Below are 19,364 nucleotides of genomic sequence, written 5' to 3'. Positions count from 1 at the left end.
TGTACTTTGAGAAAGAGAATCGGGGATGGATACGCCACTTCGAACTGTCAGAACGAACATCGTTCAATCAATCCGCGCCTTCCGGGTGTCGGATTTGCAGGAAGCCGCCCAAGGCTTGGGACATCACTTTCTGTACGCCAACCTCGCTAACGCGCAGACCAAGCAGGACGTGTTGGACATGATCGGCCAGCAATTCATGCTGCCGGCCACCGTCAGCAAGAATTTTGACGCGCTGTACGACAGCATGACCGACCCGGTGCACAAGTCGGGCCCACAGCCTGGTTTCATCGCCGTGTTGGAACACATTCCTGCGAACGTCAAGTTCGACAAGGAAGCGCGCGAGCAGCTGCTGGACATCTTCCGCGACACCGCGGACTACTGGGGAGACCGGAAGATACCGTTCCGATGCTTCTATTCTTTTCTGTAGCCCGTTCTGCACACACCAGCCAAGCAGAACGGGCGAACGAGGCAAGCAGCGAAACCGCATCCACCGAAGTGGTCGGCGTCGAATTGACTACTGAAACCGGCGAGAAGATGCCCACCGACAAGTTGTTGGACGTCTCTCCCCTGGCGCTGCGCATGAGCAGCCCCTTCAACGCAGGGTACTGGTTGGCAGCCGCGTAAGCGGCAAGCCCTCCGTTTCCTGCCGGGTGGCTCGCCGCCCAAAACCAAGCCTGTCCGTCGTGACAGGCTTTTTTTTGGACGCTGTACTATTGCGGCAAACAAAGAGACACTCGTTGGCATGGGCATCCTGGCAAGGCTTTTACCCAAGGCGCTCAAGCGCCGGCTTCTGACCGCCCTGTCTGACGGGGAGGACAAGTTCTCCCGGGTGTTCAACACCAGCGCGGAGTGGATCGTCATCACCCGGCTGGACGACAGCACCATTGCCGACGTCAACACCGGGTTCGAAACCATCAGCGGCTACCAGCGCGACGAGGTGTTGGGGCGCCGCATGGCGGACTTCAACGTCTGGGCCCAGCCGGCCCAGCGGACCGCCCTCATCGCCGAAATGCTGCAAAACGGCTCAGCCCGTAACCACCTGGTGACCCTGCGCCGACGCGATGGCTCGCTGCGCGACTGTATGGTGAACTGCGCACTGATTGCGCTGGACGGCGCGGACAACTCCCACGCCGTGTGGATTGCACGGGACATCACCGAGCACAACGTGGTGTATGAGCAGTTCAAGGCCGCGTTCCGCCTCACCCCCGATTTCATGTCCATTTCGCGCATGGACGACGGCAAGTACGTCGAGGTGAATGCCGCGTTCGAGCGCATCACGGGCGTCAGCCGCGATGATGCGATCGGCAAAACCTCCACCGAGCTGCGCATCTGGGCCGAGCCCGAGAAGCGGCGTGACCTGACACGGGTGCTGCGCGCCGAGGGAGCGGTGAGCGACTACGCCATGGCGTTGAACGTGCGGGATGGCCAGGTGCGCGAGGCGCTGCTCAACGCCGCCTCTTTCGAGTCGCGCGGGGAGCGCTACATCATTGCGCTGCTGCGCGACGTGACCGACGAGCGCCGCGCTGCGCGTGCCCTGCAAGAGAGTGAGTCACGTTTCTCGCGGCTGTTTGAGCAGTCCCCGCTGCCCATGTGTTACTCGGGCACCCAAAACGACTTTCAGACCACGCAATGGAACCAGGCCTGGTTCGACGCGTTTGGGTTTGACCCGGTGCAGGACCAGGGCAAGTCGGGCCTGACACTGGGAATTTGGGTGAATCCCGAGGACCGGGCCCGCATGCTGGGCATGACGGTGCAGGGCACCGCCTTCACCGACGTGGAAGTGCAGATGCGCCGCCGCGACGGCGAGCTGCGCTGGATCTCCCTCTCCACCCGCTTGTTCGAAGAGATAAACCGGACCATGGTGCTGTTCACTTACTTTGACATCACCGAACGCCGAGCCGCGCAGCAAAGCATTTTGGAACTCAACACCCAACTTGAAGCCCGCGTGGCCCGGCGCACCGCGGAGCTGCAAGGCGCCAACCAGGAACTGTCCGACACGCTGGATACGCTGAAGGTGGCGAAAGACCACCTGGTGCAGTCCGAAAAACTCGCTGCCCTGGGCTCGCTGGTGGCGGGTGTGGCGCACGAACTCAACACGCCCATCGGCAACGGGTTGACGGTGGCCAGCTCGCTGGAACACCGCATCCGCGACTTCCGCCATCTGGCGGCCACCGGACTGCGCAAGTCGGACCTGCAGGGTTTTCTGGACGACATGCAGCTGGCCTCGGACATCATGGTGCGCAACCTGGGCCGCTCGGCCGCGCTGGTCGCTAGCTTCAAGCAGGTGGCCGTGGACCAGACCAGCTCGCAACGGCGCAAGTTTGACCTGGCCGCAGTGGTGGGCGAAATCCTGGTCACCTTGAACCCTGCGATCCGCAAAACCGCCTGCACCGTCAGCACGCGCATCGACGAGGCGCTGACCATGGACAGCTACCCCGGTCCGCTGGGCCAGGTGCTGACGAACCTGATCAACAACGCGGTGCTGCACGGCTTTGAACCGGGGGAGGAAGGCAAGATTGAAGTGCAGGCCTGGGCCAAGGACAGCCAGCATGTGGTGATTGAGGTGCGTGACACCGGCCACGGTATTCAGGGCGAGGACCTGCACCGCGTGTTTGACCCCTTCTTCACCACGCGCCTGGGCCAGGGCGGCTCGGGGCTGGGGCTGCACATCGTGCACAACCTGGTGGGCAGTGTGCTGGGCGGGCGCATTGAGGTCCAGAGCCGGCCCGACGCGGGCGCGACGTTCAGCATGACCTTGCCCCTCACGGCTCCCGAACGGCTGGACGCGATGGCCGCGCCCATCAGCGACGGCTAGCGCAGCTGCTGTACCAGACCCAGGTATTCGTCCACCGGTACTTCCTGCGCGCGGCGCTGCACGTCAAAAGTGCCGGCAAAGCCTTTTTCTTCCAGCCAACGGCCCAGGGTATGGCGCAGCAGCTTGCGGCGCTGGCTGAATGCCACCTGCACCATCTCGGAAAACAAGGCCTGATCGATCACCGGCGGTTGCGCCAGCGGCACCATGCGCACCACCGCACTGTCCACGCGCGGTGGTGGGTCAAAGCTCTCGGGCGGCACGAACAGCACATCTTCCATGGCGTAGCGCCACTGCAGCATCACGCTCAGACGGCTGAAGTCCGAGGTGTCGGGCTGCGCCACCATACGGTCAATCACCTCTTTTTGCAGCATGAAGTGCTGGTCTTCAATGCAGTCCACATGGTCCAGCAGGTGGAACAGGATGGGCGTGGAGATGTTGTAAGGCAGGTTACCTACTACGCGCAACTTGGGGCGCAGCGCCGGCGCAGCATCTGCGGCCGCTATGGTTTTAGTAGCTGCAGGCACAATGTCTATGCGGGCAAAGTCCACATTCAGCACATCAGACTCGATAACGGTGAGCTGCTCATGGCTGCGCAGGCGCTTGGCCAGGTCACGGTCCAGCTCGATCACGGTGAGGTGTCCCAGGCGCTCCACCAGGGGCTGGGTCAGCGCTGCCAGGCCGGGGCCAATTTCCACCATGGGCTGGCCGGGCTGCGGGTCAATGGCATGCACGATGGCATCGATGATGCCGCGATCGGACAGAAAGTGCTGTCCGAAACGCTTGCGTGCGATGTGCTTGGTCATTGCGGCGCTTCTCGCATCTCGACGAAGGCGCGGGCGCGTACGTCCTGCGCCCAGGTGGTGTAGGCCTCGTCGTAGCGGCTGCGGCGCAGCTGGTTGCGCACGGATTCGCGCACCTGCTGCGGGCTCAGTTCGACCTTGCGGCGTTCCATGAGCTGGATCAGGTGCACACCAAAACGCGAAATCAGCGGTGCGCTGATCTGGCTCTCGCTCAGGCGGCCCATGGTCTCTTCAAACTCGGGAACAAACATGCCCGGCGAGGCCCAACCCAAGTCACCGCCCTGCTCCGCTGTCGAATCCTGGGACAGCTTGCGCGCCTCGGTGGCGAAGTCGGTCTTGCCAGCGACGATGCGCTGGCGCACCTCGGCCAGCTGTGCCACGGCCTGGGCCGGCGGCAACTGGGGTGTGACCCGCAGCAGAATGTGGCGGGCCCGACTCTGCGTGATGGTTTGCACCAAGCGGTTGGGGGGCCGTTTTTCCACCACCTTGAGGATGTGGAAGCCCGCGCCCGAGCGCACGATGTCAGACACCTCGCCGACCTTGAGCTTTTGCGTAGCCAGCACGAAAGAGGGTGGGTAACGGTCGGCACGGCGCAGGCCCAACTGACCGCCATTGCTGCGGTCGGCGGCAGACACGTCCTTCACCAGGCGGTCAAAGTCTTCGCCACCGCGAATGCGTTCCAACAACTTCTGCGCCTGCACAAAGAGAGCGGCCGCCTGCTCGGCCGAGGCCTTCTCCGGCACGGCAACCAGGATCTGGGCCAGGTTGATGTCAAAGGTAAACGGGTCGGTGTTGGCGGCTTGCTGCTCCAGCATGGCGCGGTCCACGTCCACATCGGACACCTTGATGGTCGCCTCCACATCCCGTTCATGCAGGCGGTTCAGCATCAGCTGGTCACGCAGGCCATCCCGGAAAGTGGTGACCGACACGCCGTCCTTGGCGAGGCGCTGGTGCAGGCCCGCCACATCCACCTGGTTCTGGGCGGCCACGGCTTGCTCGGCGCGGTCAATGGCGGCAGTGTCGATGCGGATACCGGTTTCGCGCGCCAGTTGCAGTTGGGCCCGGTCGTTGATCAGGCGCTCCAGCACCAGCCGGCGCAATTCAGCCGGCGCCGGTGCGGGCTTACCCTGCTGGGCCAGCTGCAGTGCTACGCGCTTCACCTCCAGCTGCACTTCCTGGTTGGTGATGGGGTCCGAGTTGACCACCGCCACGATGTAGTCCAGCGGTTGCGGGGTTTGCGCCTGCAATGGCGACACCGCCACGCTGCACAGACAGACCAGGGCCCAGGCCCAGACGCGAAATTTCATGGTGTTCAATCGTAGTTACTGAAGCGGCTGTTGGTGCCGCCCACTTCTCGCAAGTTCTGGTAGCGTGAAATATTGGATTTCAGGGTTTGCAACGGGCTCACGCCCAGACGGGTAAAGCCGACAAACTCCAGCTCGAATTTGATGCTCTCGGTGGCCGAGGAGGTGCTGGTCTGCACCCGGCCTATGACCACCCGCGCCAGCCAGCAGCCCGCATCGTACTCGACGCCCAACAGGGTGTCGACCAGGCGGCGCTCGTCGACGCTGTAGTTCATGCGACCCACCGCGTAGTAGCGGCCCTCGCCCATGCCACGCCCGGCGCCCAGGTCCTGGCCACGGTCACCCCAGAGGTCATTCAGCGGCCATTGCCAGCTTACGTCCACCTGTTCGCTCACATCACGCTGGAAGCGGTAGGCTGCGTTGATCACACGGTAGTTGCTGGGGCTGTAGCGGGTGCCGATGGTGGAGCGCTCTGACTTGTCGGTACGTGGGTTGTACTGCACCGTGGAGTCCAGCGCCCAGCGCTCATTCACATTCACCGCGGCACCAAACAACACATCGCTGAACCCAGGCAAAGCCGTGGCGGCCGAAGGCGTCAGCGTGACCTTTTGCTCTTCAAACCGGAAACGCTGGGCCACGCCAAAGCGTGCGAGCTGTGCACCGGTATCTGCATCCAGCAGGCGGGTGGTCACCCCCAGGGTCAGCAGGTTGTTGTCCGAGATCTTGTCGTGGCCACCAAAGGCGTTCTCGGTGTAGATGCTGGCGAAGTTGAAGTCGTTCGCACCCGTGTCGTAGTTGGGCAGCAGGCTCTGGTTGTGGTACGGCGTGCGCACATAGAAAGCGCGCGGCTCCAGGGTTTGCACCAGCGCGCGGCCAAAGTAGCTGGCGTCGCGCTCAAACACAAGGCCCGCGTCCAGGCTGAAGGTAGGCACCGTGCTGTCGGCAGACCGGTTGCCGTTGGCAATCGGGTTGTCAAACTGGTAGGCCGCAGTATGCAGCTGCAGCTTGGGCACGACAAAGCCTGCTGCGCCCACCCAGGGTCGGCTCACCTGGGCAAGGCCATAGACGCGTTGGGCATTGGGCTGCAGCGTTAGGCTGCGGTCGGCCACAAACTGGGTGTAGTCGCCTTCCAGAGACCAGTCGAATCCACTCTGGTTGGTCTGCGTGTAGCGCGCGGTGAGCTGGGGCACCCGGTCGTAGGGTGGAACAATCGGCGACGTGGCGTCTTGCAGGGTTTGCCATTGCAGCACGCTGGCGGTCAGCGCCACCGGGCCCTGGGCCCAGCTGACCGACGCGTTGTTGGGCAGCAGGCGCTGGGTTAGCGAAGCACTGGAGTGCGTGAAGTCGCGCCAGTAGTTGTCATCACTGACGCGGTTCAGGTTCAGCAGGTAGGACACATTGCCCACGCCTTCCAGGCCCGTGTCGTAGGTACCCGTCTGGTTCAGCGTCGCCCCCCACCGGTCCGCGCTGCGCAGCTTGTCGCTGGGCATGTAGTTGGCGCGCAGCACGCCGGCGTAGGTGGGCTCCAGGTAGCGGAACTCGCCCCCCAGGTCCACGCCACGCGCAGTCATCATGGTGGGGGTGAGCGTGGCATCCCGGTTGGGCGCAATGTTCCAGTAATAGGGCACGCTGACCTCCGCGCCATTGACGTTGTCTACGCCTACGGTGGGCGGCAGCAGACCGGACTTGCGCTTGTCACTGAGCGGGAAACTGATGGCTGGCACGGGCAGGATGGGCACGCCCTTGAAGCTCAGGTAGGCGCCATGGGCGATGCCCACGTCTTCGTCGCTGTCAAATGTGATGTTGGCCGCCTTCAGCACCCAGTCGGGCATCCAGCCCGGGCCGGGCTTGCGCCGGCAGGTGGTGTAGGTGGCGTCATGCACCACGGTGGTACTGGCGTCCACGAAATCGGCGCGGCTGGCGTCGCCGTGCGCGTCGCCCTGCAAAAACTGGTAGCGCGGCTGCAAAAAGAAGCCCTCGAAAGCTTCGAGTTTGAGCTCCAGCTGCGGCCCTTCAAACACATTGCCGCCGCGGTTGATGCGCACATTGCCCGTGGCCTTGGCTTGATCGTCCGCGGCGTTGTACTCCAGCCGGTCCGCCTTGATCACGGTGCCGGGCTTGCGCAACTCGGCCTGGCCCTCCACCACGGTTTCCAGGTCCGGACGGCCCGAGATGCGCTGGCCCATCAGAAACATGGGGGCCGATTCGCGCTGGGCGGGTGGCAGCGACTCCTGCAAGCGCGGGCTAGGCAACAGCTTCACGGGCGCGGTTTCGACCGACTCGGCAGCCGGCGCAGCCTCTTGGGCCTGCGCCGCCATATGCACGCACGCCAGCGCCACCAAAGCCACAAGGCGGGTCAGGGGTGGCGGGCAGTGGGGCGGCCTGTGGGTCAGGTCGCGCGGGGGGAAACGCATGGGGCGGGGCGCAGGGTCAGCAAATCAGGTGTCGGACAAGGCAGCCAACCAGGGTCGTGCGCACAGGGGCACGGCCATGGGGCTTTGTAGAATGGATTATCCATGAGCCCAAGCCCCTCCCTTTCCCCGAACTCCCCCGCCGTGCCCTCCTCTACCGACATCCTCTGGACCGACCCGGCGCGCCAAGCGCACTTTGCTACCTGGTTTGCCGGTATCCGGGCTGCCCATGGACTGGATGCCAGCACCCTGGGGCTTGCATCGGCGGATGCCAGCTTTCGTCGTTACTTCCGGGTACAGGGCCCCAGCGGCACGTTGGTCATCATGGACGCGCCGCCCGACAAGGAAAACAGCCAGCCCTTTGTGGACATAGCCACACTCCTGACGCAGGCAGGTTTGCGCGCCCCCGACATTCTGAACTGGGACCAGCCCCACGGCTTCATGCTGCTGAGCGACCTGGGCACACTGACCATGATGCAGTTCATGGCCGCCCGCGGCGACCTCAACCCCACCTTCAGCGTCACCGGCCAGGCGCTGAGCAGCCCGCCGCTGGACCTGTATTTGGGCGCGGTAGACACGCTGGTGCAGTGGCAGCTGGCCTCCCAACCCGACGTGCTACCGCCTTACGACCACGCGCTGCTGCTGCGCGAGCTGGAGCTATTCCCCCAGTGGTACATCGCCGCGCACCGCCAAGTCACCTTGGATGCGGCCCAGCGCAAGGTGCTGGACGACAGCTTTGCGCTGTTGATCGAGAACAACCTTTCCTGGCCCAGCGTCTATGTGCACCGCGACTTCATGCCGCGCAACCTGATGGTGCCGCTGGACGGCTTGCCGCCCAAGCTGGATGCCACCACGCTGGGCGTGCTGGATTTTCAGGACGCGGTCTACGGCCCCATCACCTACGACATCGCCAGCCTGATGCGCGACGCCTTCCTGACCTGGGACGAAAACTTCTGCCTGGACGTGACGATTCGCTACTGGGAAAAGGCGCGCAAAGCCGGCCTGCCCGTGGGCGACGACTTTGGTGAGTTTTACCGCGGGGTGGAGTGGATGGGCCTGCAGCGCCACCTGAAAATCGCTGGCATCTTTGCGCGCCTGACCCTGCGCGACGGCAAGCCCAAGTACCTGGCCGACACGCCCCGCTTCATCGACTACATCCGCAGCACCTGCGGCCGCTATATGCAGCTCAAACCACTGCTGCGTCTGGTGGAGAACATCGAAGGCATTGAGATGCCCAATGTCTTCGCTTTCGGTCGTTCATAAAGCTGCTTTTAAACCAAATAGGCCTCTAGCCCCCGTGGATATTGCGCAAACAGCTCCTGATTCAATAGCAAAACACAGCTGCCATGCCCCGCTTTTACTGCCCCACCCCTCTGGCGACTGACGCCCTGCTGGAGCTGCCCGCCGGTGCGGCGCGCCATGTACAGGTGCTGCGCCTGCAGCCGGGCGATGCCATCACGCTGTTCAACGGGGAGGACAGCCGCGAGTTTGACGCCACCGTCACCCGCATGGGCCGCAGCGACGTGCAAGTGCAGGTGGGCACCCCGCGCACCACCGCGCGCGAGCCCGCGCGCCGTGTGCACCTGGCTGTGGGCATGCCGGCCAACGACCGCATGGACTGGCTGGTGGAAAAAGCCACTGAACTCGGCGTGGCCAGCATCCAACCGCTGATGACCGAGCGCAGCGTGCTGCGCCTCTCGGGCGAGCGCGCCGAGAAAAAAGTGGCCCACTGGCAAAGCGTGGCCGTCTCGGCCTGCGAGCAGTGCGGCGGCAACCGCGTGCCCACGGTGCACCCGGTGCAAACGCTAACCCAGTGGCTCAAAAGCGCCTCTGCGACGGACGCTGCCACCCAACGCCTGCTGCTTTCGCTGCGCGATCGCAGTGCCCCTGTGGCAGCGCTGCCCCACAGCAGCCTGCCCGCGTGGTTTTTGTCCGGGCCCGAAGGCGGCCTTAGCCCAGCGGAGGAAGACGCAGCCCTGACCACCGGTTTTACCCCTGCATCGTTGGGCCCCCGGGTGCTTCGGGCCGAGACAGCGGCACTGGCAGCGCTGACCCTGCTCACCCAAGCATGAAGCCCGCAAGCCCCTCGCTCGACCCCGGCCTCAGCACCACGGGGGAGAGTGAATCGGCTTTGGCCGACTACTTTCGCGACCCCGAGTTTGTAGCCGACTCCGCGCTGGCCTGGCAGATGGACCAGCACAGCGCCACCATCGAAGCGTTGCGCAGCCTGTTTCAAGGTCCCGGTGGCGTGGTGCGCTTGCGTGTGTGGATGCTGCTCACCCTCACCAGCCAGGGCCGCGCATTCTGGAGCCGTGAAGAACTGGAGCAGCTCTTCCACCCCGTGCGCCCGGAAGCCACCGACAACGCCATCAAACGCCTGCGCGAAGCCGCCCTGTTGACCTGGGACGACACCCAGCGCCACTACGCCATCACCCCGCTGGCCCAGCACACCGCCACCATGCTGGGCCCCCTGAGCCAGCCGGTGCATGACGAACTGTCCGGCTTGCTCAGCCAGGTGGTGGGCGCTGACCAGTTGGGCACACTGGACGCGGGCCAAGTGCGCATGCTGCAAGCCCAGCTGGGCCGCCTGCACCACGAGTTTGCCGACGCCATTGCCAGCGGTTCCGAGTTCCGCCTGCGCGAAGCGCGCAAGCGCTACGACCGGGCCGCCCGGCTCATCGACAAAGCCTCCGACACCATCACCGCCATCATCAGCAACGCGCGTGGCCAACTGGCTCTGGAGCAAGCCGCCCGTTCGCTGGGGCAAGCCCAGTCGCGCCTGCTGGCCATGGCCAGCCAGTTCAACCGCGCGCTGCAGCAGGTGGACCGCCAGCGCGTCACCTTAGGCACCACCGGCATCACCAGTACCGACGTGAAACGTTGGTTGCAAACGCTGGGCGCCCGTGACGCGCTCCCGCACCTGGCGGTCGATGCCGTGGCCTTGCCCGTGGGCCTGACCGCCCTGGCGCCCCACGAATTGCTGGACGTGACCGAGGCGGAGTTCGAACGCGACCGCCCGGTGGCCGCCCTGCCCGATGCCCTGCCCAGCGCACAAGCCGCCCCGGTGGGCGACCTGACGGCCGTGGCCTTGCCGCATGAGCTGTTTGACCTCTCCAGTCTGCTCAGAGGTTGGGAACTGGCGCTTGGCACTGCACCGCACGACGCCATCGACAGCGCACCCGCCCAACACAGCGTGAGCGCCGCACTGCTTGGCGTGTCGGAAGGCAGCGAAAGCCCGGCACGCTATGCCCAGGTGGCCTACAAAGCCCAGCTACTGCCCCTGCTGGGCGATGCACAGGCCCGCGAACTGCCGGGTGCCACGGGCGAGTTGGCCCGCCAAACCTGGCGTGTGCAGTGGAGCCCCGACATCTTGAACGTAGACCACCCCGCCGTCACGCACCTGAGCAGCGGGCAGCTCATCCATAACCCCGACGGACAGACCGCCCCCCGCGATTCCAACGCATGACCGATACCTCCCACGACGCCGCCTTGCTGGTGGCCGAACTGCTGACTCGCAAATACCTGCCGCGCACCCACCCCCGGGTGCGGCGCGCGCTCACCGACACCGAACTCTTCACCCTCATCGAGCAGCGCCTGGCCCAGGTCGGCCTGCGCTGGGTGGACAACGTGTATGCCGACCACGTCAGCATCACCTTGTTGCCCGGGCCGCAAACTGCCGTGCTGGGCGAGGCCGGGTTGAATGCCAACAACAACCTCGACCTGCCACGCGACGCCATGGCCCTGCTGGTGGTGGTGTGGGCGCTGATCGTGCTGCCCAAGCGTGAGCGCCAAACCAGCCGAACCGACGAGTCCGTACCGCAAAACGACATGTTCGCCGGGGCCAAGCCGCTGCCCAACGCGCGCAGCGTGAGCCCGGTACTCTCTTACAAGGCCTTGCTGGAAGACTATGGCCCCCAGTTGGGTAAGAAGTTGCGCCTGGACGCCAACCTCAAGCTGCTGGAGCGCCACGGCTTCATCCTGCGCAAACAAGACGACATTGCCGAAGGCCCGCTGCTCGACGTGCTGCTGGACTACGACGTACTGGCCCCGCGCATCCTGGACGGTGCGCTGGCCGATGTGCTGGCACGTGAACATGCAGCACAAGAAGCTCAGGGGGCCGACACCCCGGCGCCTGCCCCCTCCCCCGAATCTGAGTAAGCCCCATGTTTCACCTGCAAACCCTGGAACTCGTGCACTGGGACTACTGCCAGCGCGTGAGCCTGCCGCTGGATGCGTCCATCATCACCATTGCCGGGCCCAACGGCTCGGGCAAGACCACGCTGCTGGACGCCATGCGTACCCTGCTGGGCCTCAAGTGCTCGCAGCCGCGTGACTTCAAAACCTACGCCCGCCATGCCGGCGCCAACATCGCCTGGCTGCGGGCCGTCGTCGACAACAAGCCGCAAAACCGCCAGACCTCCAGCCGCCCCTTTGCCCGCCGCCTGCTCTACAGCGACCAGGTCACGTTGGCCTGCCGCATCGATCGCAACGGCGGCGACTGGCAACGCCGCTATATGGCGGTGGAAGGCGATGTCAGCATCGAACAACTCACCGAACGGCCCGATAAAGAGCTTCAGGTCATGGGTGTGGAGGCCTGGGGCCGCATGCTGGCCGACGCCGGCCTGTCGCCCGCCATTGCCAAGGTGCTCTCGCTGGAGCAGGGCCAGACCGACCGCCTGTGCGAATACAGCCCGCGCGAACTGCTGCGTTTGGTGTTTGACGTGTTTGGCGACCAGGAAGTGCTCAACCACTACGACACCGCCCGCGAACACCAGCAACAACTCAACCGCGAAATGCAGCAGGCTGAGAAGGAACTGGACCACAGCAAGGCCCAGCTCTCCGAGCTGCAAAACAAGGTCAGCAACTACCAACGCTGGCAACACCTGGTGCAGGAACGCGAGCGCCTCGCCACCGAAGTGCTGCCGGTGCTGGAATGGCATGGCCAGCGCCAGAAGCTGGCCGAGCGCAGCCGCGAACACCGCCGCCAGCGCCACCAGAGCGCTCAGGCCAAGGCGGAGCGCGCCCAGAAAAATGCAGAGCTGCTGGCCCTGTTGGAGGTGCGCAACCGTGCCGAAGCCGATGAAGCCCGCCTGCTGCAAGAGCGCGACGGCGCTGCCAACCAACGCGACAGCACCCGAGACTTTGAGCGCCCGCTTGAAACCCTGACCCAACGCGAAGCCGAGCTGCTGGCCCTCGTGGACAAGGAAAGCGACGCCGACGCGCTGAACAAACACCTGACCGAACTCCATGCGCAGGAGGAGGTGCAGCAGGAAAAGCACAGCGTACTGCTACAAAAAAAGAAGCGCCTTGCGCAGTCTCTATCGGGGCTGGAAGGCCAAAACGCCCCGCCTTTTCCGGAAGATGCACGCCGCCTGCGCCAGCGCTTGCAAAGCGCCGGTGTGGCCCACCGCTTTCTGGCCGAGGTGGTGGAAGTCAAAGCCGAGCCTTGGCGTGCAGCCGTAGAAGGCGTGCTGCGCCCGCTGCGCTGGATGGTGTTGCTGGATCAGGCCGCCGATTTGGTCCGGGCGGACGAAATCGCCTCTGCCGAGCGCTACCGCCACTACACCGTGGCCCCTGGTGAAGCCGTGCCGGCGGCAGAACCGTACAGCCTGCTGGCCCAGGTGCAGTTTGACGCCAAGCTGCCCCGCTGGCTGATCCAGCAGTTGCAAAACCTGCGCTGTGTGGACAATCCGGCGGCCGGGCGGCAGACCAGCGGCAACTGGATCACCCCGCAGGCCTACAGCTTTGACGGACGCGGTGCCCGCTCGGTGTGGGTGGAGCCGCGTGAGCACCAGTTTGGCGCGGCCGCCCTGCAAGCCCAGCGTGACGCACTGGAACGTGACCTGCGCCGCGTGGACGCCGATTTGGGCCCGGTCACCCAGGCGCTGCTGGCGCTTAAACGCCAGGTGGAAGACTGCAAGCGCGCCTTGCAAGGCCACAGCGCCGCCGAAGAGCTGGCGCGCCGCAGCGATGAATTCGCCACCGCCCGCCAGGCCTTGCCCGCAGCCAAACAGGCCCGTATTGCCGCCGCCATGCGTTGGCAGAACTTGGATAAGGCGTATGGCGAGGCCAAGGCCCAGCACCAGCGCAGCGACGCGCACTACCGCAACCAGGACGCCACGTTGCGCCAGCGTTTTGCCGAAGCCGACCGCCTGGCGGCAGAGCTGGTGCAGCGGCGCAGGCAGCTCACCGCCGACGTGGACAGCTCACACCACCGCCGTCGCCAGATTCCCGCCACTTGGCGCACGCCCGAGGTGCTGCACGAGCTGGTGACCAAGTACAGCAACGACACCCAAGCCCGGCTGCGGCTGGATGCGGTCGAAGTCGATTTAACGCAAGACACCTGGGAAAAAGACGCCACTGTAGAGGAACGCTACCGCCGCATGGAGGCCACCGTACGCGAACAAGGCTTCCACCTGGAGGACCACAAGGTTAAGAACTCGCAGGCAGGCACGGCCGTGCTCAACGCCCGTGAAAGCTATATCGAGGTGCTGCGCAGCACAGTGCGCCGCTACCGCAACAACATCCAGGAGCTTGGCGGTCTGGCCGGCGTGGACGTGTCTGCCGAACTGCCAGCACTGGAGAACGACGACGCCGTGCTCTCGCAAGCCGGGTTGAAAGTGAACTTCAACTTCGACGGCAAAGGCAGCATCGGACTGAACGACGGTGAAGCTTCGGGTGGACAGCAAGTGATCAAGTCGCTGATCCTGCTGGTGGGTCTGCTCAAAGACGAAGAAAGCGCCTCCGGCGGTTTTGTGTTCATCGACGAGCCCTTTGCCCACCTGGATGTACGCAACATCCAACTGGTGGGCCACTTCCTGCGCTCTACCCAGGCGCAGTACGTGCTGACCACGCCCATCACCCACAACCTGGAAGTCTTCGAGCCCGCCGAGATCACGCTGGTTACCAGCAAGAAGCCCCGCGACAGCCGCTGGGCGCCCCCCATCGCAGTCGCCAAGCGACGCGGCAAACCCGAGCAGACCCACTGAAGCCGCCCATGCTGGAAGTGACACCCAACGGCAAACACAAGCGCACGCGGCGCAGCAGCCAGCCGTTTGCAACGCTTCCACCACTGGGTGCCACACAACACCAAGTCCTAAAGGCCTGGCTAAAAAGCCATGCGCAGGAGCGCAACTGGCAGAGCTTGCTGGAAGCCGCAGGCAAAGAGCACCTGGACACGGCCAACGAGCTGCTGCACTTGCTCTTGAACGCCGGTGCAGTCGCGGTGAAGGAAGAGCGCGTCCACACCCAATGGCGTCCCTGGCGCGTGGTCTGGACCAACCTGGACGCAGTACAACGCGCAGCGGGCATCACCACCCACACCGAACGGCAAGCAGACAAAGACCGCGGGGTGGCGCAATTGCAGGCCCTGGCAGACGAGTACGAATGGCTCGCCAGTGCGGTGCAGTCCTGCTTGCAAGGCAAGCTGTCTGCCGCGGCACAAGCAGCCCGGGTCGAGCTGCTGCTGGCACTGGCGCAATGGAAGCAAGAGGAACGCCAAGGCCTGCGACAGGACTTCGCGTTGGCCGCGCGTGGCCACACCAAGGCACTCACCGCGACCGAGTGGGACTGGCTGGAGCAGCATGCACCGATGGACAACCTGGGCATCGCCCGTTTTGAACCGTTGCTCTTTTTGGGTGGTGCGTTAACGCTGCACAACCCACAAACCGGTGCGCAATGGGACTTTGCCATGGCAGGTTTCAGCGCACTGCCCTGCCGCCAGTTCGCCCCACCCTTGCGCGCAGGCAAAGCCCCGGCGCGCTACTGGCTCATTGAGAACCGCGCCAGCTTTGAGCGACATGCGCAGCAACTGGAAGACGGCATTTGCCTTGTATGGCTCCCCGGTCGGCCGGGCCACGACTGGCAAGCGGCCATGCGCTGGCTGCTGCAAGTCGCGCCCGCTCCAGCCACGCTGAGCTGCGACCCGGACCCGGCCGGCATTCAAATTGCCATGACCGCAGGTGCCCTGTGGGAGCAGGCGGGTCTGTCCTGGCAAGCCACGCACATGGAGTCGCAGCGCTGGCTTGGGGGCACCACACTCCCACTCACCGCATACGACCTGCGCACCTTACAGGCCCTGGCCGCGACCCCTTTACCCACCGAACTCGCCGCCCTGCGCGACGCCTTGCTGCTGCACCAATGCAAGGCCGAGCAAGAGGGCTGGCTATGACTCTGAAAGCGAACCCACCATGAACCGCAACCTCTGGCTGCTGGCCCTGTGCCAGGGACTGTTCCTCACCAACAATGTGACCTTCATCGCCATCAACGGCTTGGTCGGTCTGGCGCTGGCGCCCTATGGCTGGATGGCCACGCTGCCCGTGATGGGCTATGTGGTGGGCGGGGCGTTGGCCACACCCTTGGTGGCGCAGACGCAGGCACGTTTTGGTCGGCGCACCTCGTTTCAGATTGGCCTCGCAGTGGCCGTGATCTCTGCGCTGCTGGGCGCCTGGGCCGTTGCCGACAAGCAATTCTGGTGGCTGGTCGCCGCCACCGTGGTGGCGGGCTACTACAGCGCCAACGGCCAGCTCTATCGCTTTGCCGCGGCCGAACTGGCGCTGCCCGCGTTCCGCGAGAAAGCCGTGTCGCTGGTGCTGGCCGGAGGGCTGATAGGCGCGGTTGCTGGGCCGAATCTCGCGGCGCGCACGCGCACCCTGCTGGAGGTGCCGTTTGCCGGTGCCTACGTGGTACTGGCTGGCGTGGCGCTACTGGCCATGGTGCTGATGGCGTTCGTGCAGTTCCCCCCGCACCAGGCGCCTACGGCCCAGACGGCGCGCGGCCGGCCGCTTTGGGAGATCGCGCGCCAACCGGAATTCCTGGTGGCCTGTCTAAGCGCTGCCTTGGGTTATGGCGTGATGAATCTGCTGATGGCCGCCACGCCGCTGGCCATGCAGCAATGCGGCCTGGGCTTTGACGATGCCGCCTTCGTGCTGGAGTGGCATGTGATTGGCATGTTCGCACCGGGCTTCTTCACCGGCCACCTGATCAAGCGCTTTGGCACGCTGACCATCATGGGCGTGGGCGTGCTGTTGAACCTGCTGTGCATTGCGGTGGCGCTCAGCGGTGTGGAGTTGCACCAGTTCACCATCGCGCTGTTCCTACTCGGTGTGGGCTGGAATTTTCTGTTTACCGGCAGCACCACGTTGTCACTGGCAGCCTACCGACCTGAAGAAAAGGACCGCGCCCAGGCGGCTATCAACTTCAGTGTGTTTGCGGTGATGGCGCTGACCTCGTTGGCATCCGGCGCCCTGGTGGTGACCGGCGGCTGGACCTGGTTGAACCAGGGTTCGCTGCCGCCCGTACTGCTCACCGCCGCGGCACTGCTGTGGCTGGCGGCACGCCAGCGCAGCGCCCACGCAAGCTAGGTTTACTGGGCCAGCAGGGCGTCTTTGAGCTTGAAGTCGGCAGGCACCGGGCCTACCCAGATCCGCAACACCATGTTGAAAAACTCGGTATCTCCCACCGGCGCCCCCTGGGCCTGGCCCTGGATGTAGAAGGTAGTGCCCTTGCCAGGCACATATTCCATGGCAAAGGTATCGCCCGGCACCAGCTTGGCCTTGCCCGAGAAAATCTCGATCAAGCGGGTGCTGGACGCCGCGTGCTTTTGCACCTGCTCGGGCGACGAATTGCTGTTCAGGCCCTTGATGAAGGCCAGGCCCAGATCGGTGCCCGGCACCTCACGCAGCGCCACAAAGCTCAGGCGCTTGGGGCCGGGGAGGGCCAACAGTGCCTCCGGCGTGGTGACCTTGCTGGGGGTGTACAGCGCCATGTCGTACACCTTGAAGATGGCTTTGTAGCGGGTGCCCATGCCGTTGACTGACAGGGTGCTGCCCTGCACCACCTGGGTGGGCGGGAACACGCTGGACACGGTATTGGCCAGCGCGTCATGCAGGCCGCTGAAGGCGCCCACCACAGACAGCGCCAGCAAGGCACGCCGTACCCGGAGTTGAAGTAGATGCATGCGGAAGTCTCCCGTTTTATGTTTTGTGTCGCTCGGCCATCCAGGCCTCCAGGGCCTCCACCGCCAGGGGTCGTGCGATGTAGTAGCCCTGCAGGGTGTGGCAGCCACTCTCTTGCAAAAATGCCTGTTGTTCCACGGTCTCCACACCTTCGGCCACTACACTCAGGCCCAGCGCATTGGCCAGCCCCACCACGCCACGCACGATCGCGCGTGAATCGCTGTCGGTGTCCGCGTCGTTGACAAACGACTGGTCGATCTTGAGCTGGTTAGGCCGCAGCCGCTTGAGGTAGGCCAGCGAGGAGTAGCCGGTACCGAAATCATCAATGGCAATCCCGACACCGAGCTGACGCAGCCGCTCGATGATGCGCTGGCTGGTTTCGGTCTCAGCCATCAGCACGCTCTCGGTGATCTCGATCTCCAGCTCATTGGGTGCAATGCCACTGGCGGCCAGCGCAGCCTGCAGGCTGTCGAGCAGGCGGTGGTCGCGAAACTCCAGCGCCGACACATTGACCGCCATATTGCCCACCCGGATGCCGCGCGCCTTCCAGTCCGCCAGTTGGCGGCAGGCCTCGCGCAGGGTCCACACGCCCATCTCGGCAATCTTGCCGGACTCTTCGGCCAGGCCAATGAACTGGCCCGGAAACAGTAGGCCGCGCGTGGGGTGTTGCCAACGCACCAGCGCCTCCACGGCCACCACGGCGCCGCTCATGGCGTCCACCTGGGGCTGGTAGTGCAGCACCAGCTCGCCATTCGCAATGGCATGGGCCAGCTGCTGTTCCAGCTCCAGGCTGGCCTGCAGGCGGAAGTTGAGTTCCGAGTGGAAAAAACTGTAGCGCGCGCGGCCCAGGGTCTTGGCCTGGTAGACCGCAATGTCGGCATGCTTGACCAGGGTTTCAAAGTCCTGCGCATCTTCGGGGAACAGCGCAATGCCAATGCTGGCCGACACCCGCACCGTGGTGTTGGCCAGTTGCACCGGCTCTTCCACCACGCGCAGGATGCGCTCGGCCATCTCGCCCAGCGACTCCCAGTGGTCGATGTCGCGCACCATGACCAAAAACTCGTCGCCGCTTTGGCGGCACACCACGTCCACCTCACGCAGGGTATCGCGCAGGCGGCGTGCCACCTCGATCAACAGCTCGTCGCCGGCCGCGTGGCCCATGGAGTCGTTGACCGCCTTGAAGCGGTCCAGGTCGATGAAGAAAATACCGAACTGTTGCTGGCTGCGGTGGGCTTGCAGCATTTCGCGCTGCACCAGGTCAATGAACAGCGCGCGGTTGGGCAAGCCCGTCAGTTGGTCGTAAAACGCCATCTGCTGCAGCTGGGCGTTCTTGGCACCCAGCTGGCCAAACAGCTCGCGCAGCTCACTCTGTACCAAACTTAGGTGGCGGCCCAAGAGGCCCAACTCGTCCTGGCGGCGCCAGACAAAGCGGTTGCCATGGGCATCGGTGTGGTCATGGTCGAGCAGGGCGGTGGCCTGCTCTTTGAGGCGTTCAATGGGTTTGAGCACGCGCGACACCAGCACCGGCATCAGCACCGCCAGAATTGCCAGTACCTGCAAGGCCACCAGCGACAGCATCTGGCTGCGCCGGGCCTGCAGCAAGCCCTGGCCGTAGGACGCGTCAAACCACACCACCAGCGTGCCCAGCTCCTCGCCCGAGCGCATCACTTTTTGCACCCGGCGGGTCAGGCGACCGGCCTGGGCGTCGTCGTGCAGCGAACGCGCAAAGTCAGGGCGCACGCGCTCCAGCTCGGGCGTGTTGGCCAAACCATCTTCGATGCGCACGGCCACCACCTGGGGACTTTCCAGCAGGCGCACGGCAGCCGCATCCAGCGCCACGCGGTCCACCACCCACATAGGCTCAGCAATCGACACACTGCCAATTTTCATGAGCGCCGACTCGCTCTGAGCCAGCAGGGCCTTTTGGGATTTTTCGGCCAGCTCCTGCTCCAGTGTCAGCAGCAACACGGCTGGCAGGCTCACGCCCAGCACCACCACCAGCATCATGGTGTAACGCAGCGGCAAGCCGGCACGCCAGCGGGCTCGCAGATTGGCAAAGCTCAAAGGGAAACGCTGCA

General features: G+C 64.6%; 14 protein-coding genes. 9 read left to right on the top strand and 5 right to left on the bottom strand.

Annotation, left to right across the window (positions count from 1 at the left end; translation table 11 throughout):
* Positions 1 to 25: 25 nt before the first annotated feature.
* Positions 26 to 427: a barstar family protein gene (locus tag AC097R_RS02275; RefSeq protein ID WP_310343533.1), complete on the top strand. Its 402-nt coding sequence runs from the start codon at positions 26 to 28 to the stop codon at positions 425 to 427.
* A 315-nt stretch (positions 428 to 742) separates the two neighbouring features.
* Positions 743 to 2,815 (top strand): PAS domain-containing sensor histidine kinase, encoded by a 2,073-nt coding sequence (locus AC097R_RS02270; RefSeq protein WP_479595977.1) that lies wholly within the window; start codon positions 743 to 745, stop codon positions 2,813 to 2,815.
* On the opposite strand, the gene rsmA is transcribed toward AC097R_RS02270, so the two are convergent.
* Genes rsmA through AC097R_RS02255 form a run of 3 tightly spaced genes read right to left on the bottom strand, consistent with a single transcriptional unit; the run spans position 2,812 to position 7,333 of the window.
* Positions 2,812 to 3,618 carry a 16S rRNA (adenine(1518)-N(6)/adenine(1519)-N(6))-dimethyltransferase RsmA gene (rsmA, locus tag AC097R_RS02265; RefSeq protein WP_479595976.1) on the bottom strand — a complete coding sequence of 269 codons (807 nt, stop codon included), beginning with the start codon at positions 3,616 to 3,618 and terminating at the stop codon, positions 2,812 to 2,814. The two genes, AC097R_RS02270 and rsmA, sit on opposite strands and share 4 nt — an antisense overlap.
* On the bottom strand, positions 3,615 to 4,922 hold the full coding sequence (locus AC097R_RS02260) for a peptidylprolyl isomerase (RefSeq protein WP_479595975.1): 1,308 nt from the start codon (positions 4,920 to 4,922) through the stop codon (positions 3,615 to 3,617). The genes rsmA and AC097R_RS02260 overlap by 4 nt, the downstream gene beginning before the upstream one ends.
* A 5-nt stretch (positions 4,923 to 4,927) precedes the next feature.
* Positions 4,928 to 7,333, bottom strand: a complete 2,406-nt coding sequence (locus tag AC097R_RS02255; RefSeq protein ID WP_479595974.1) for an LPS-assembly protein LptD — start codon at positions 7,331 to 7,333, stop codon at positions 4,928 to 4,930.
* Between the two features lie 102 nt (positions 7,334 to 7,435).
* On the opposite strand from AC097R_RS02255, the gene AC097R_RS02250 reads away from it, so the two are divergent.
* The 7 genes from AC097R_RS02250 to AC097R_RS02220 all read left to right on the top strand — a co-directional run bounded on the left by AC097R_RS02250 (position 7,436) and on the right by AC097R_RS02220 (position 16,692).
* Positions 7,436 to 8,593: an aminoglycoside phosphotransferase family protein gene (locus AC097R_RS02250; protein ID WP_479595973.1), complete on the top strand. Its 1,158-nt coding sequence runs from the start codon at positions 7,436 to 7,438 to the stop codon at positions 8,591 to 8,593.
* Between the two features lie 83 nt (positions 8,594 to 8,676).
* A complete protein-coding gene (locus AC097R_RS02245; RefSeq protein WP_479595972.1) occupies positions 8,677 to 9,402 on the top strand; it encodes a 16S rRNA (uracil(1498)-N(3))-methyltransferase in 726 nt (241 codons plus the stop codon).
* Entirely contained in the window at positions 9,399 to 10,796 is a 1,398-nt protein-coding gene (locus tag AC097R_RS02240; protein WP_479595971.1) for a hypothetical protein, read from the top strand. Before AC097R_RS02245 ends, AC097R_RS02240 begins: the two co-directional genes overlap by 4 nt.
* A complete protein-coding gene (locus AC097R_RS02235) occupies positions 10,793 to 11,488 on the top strand; it encodes a hypothetical protein (RefSeq protein ID WP_479595970.1) in 696 nt (231 codons plus the stop codon). Before AC097R_RS02240 ends, AC097R_RS02235 begins: the two co-directional genes overlap by 4 nt.
* A 5-nt stretch (positions 11,489 to 11,493) precedes the next feature.
* Positions 11,494 to 14,319 carry an ATP-binding protein gene (locus AC097R_RS02230; RefSeq protein ID WP_479595969.1) on the top strand — a complete coding sequence of 942 codons (2,826 nt, stop codon included), beginning with the start codon at positions 11,494 to 11,496 and terminating at the stop codon, positions 14,317 to 14,319.
* 8 nt (positions 14,320 to 14,327) lie between these two features.
* Entirely contained in the window at positions 14,328 to 15,500 is a 1,173-nt protein-coding gene (locus tag AC097R_RS02225; protein ID WP_479595968.1) for a hypothetical protein, read from the top strand.
* Positions 15,501 to 15,519: 19 nt separating this feature from the next.
* Entirely contained in the window at positions 15,520 to 16,692 is a 1,173-nt protein-coding gene (locus AC097R_RS02220) for an MFS transporter (RefSeq protein ID WP_479595967.1), read from the top strand.
* 2 nt (positions 16,693 to 16,694) lie between these two features.
* Here AC097R_RS02220 and AC097R_RS02215 read toward each other — a convergent pair whose 3' ends face one another.
* Both AC097R_RS02215 and AC097R_RS02210 read right to left on the bottom strand, forming a co-directional pair.
* Positions 16,695 to 17,288: a chalcone isomerase family protein gene (locus AC097R_RS02215; protein ID WP_479595966.1), complete on the bottom strand. Its 594-nt coding sequence runs from the start codon at positions 17,286 to 17,288 to the stop codon at positions 16,695 to 16,697.
* A 16-nt stretch (positions 17,289 to 17,304) separates the two neighbouring features.
* Positions 17,305 to 19,350, bottom strand: coding sequence for a putative bifunctional diguanylate cyclase/phosphodiesterase (locus tag AC097R_RS02210; protein ID WP_479595965.1), 2,046 nt, complete (start codon positions 19,348 to 19,350; stop codon positions 17,305 to 17,307).
* Between the last annotated feature and the right edge of the window lie 14 nt (positions 19,351 to 19,364).

The organism is Rhodoferax sp. ZS1R25 (assembly GCF_056521335.1).
The sequence above is the reverse complement of the archived record's forward strand: the minus strand, read 5'-3'. Positions and strand labels throughout refer to the sequence as shown.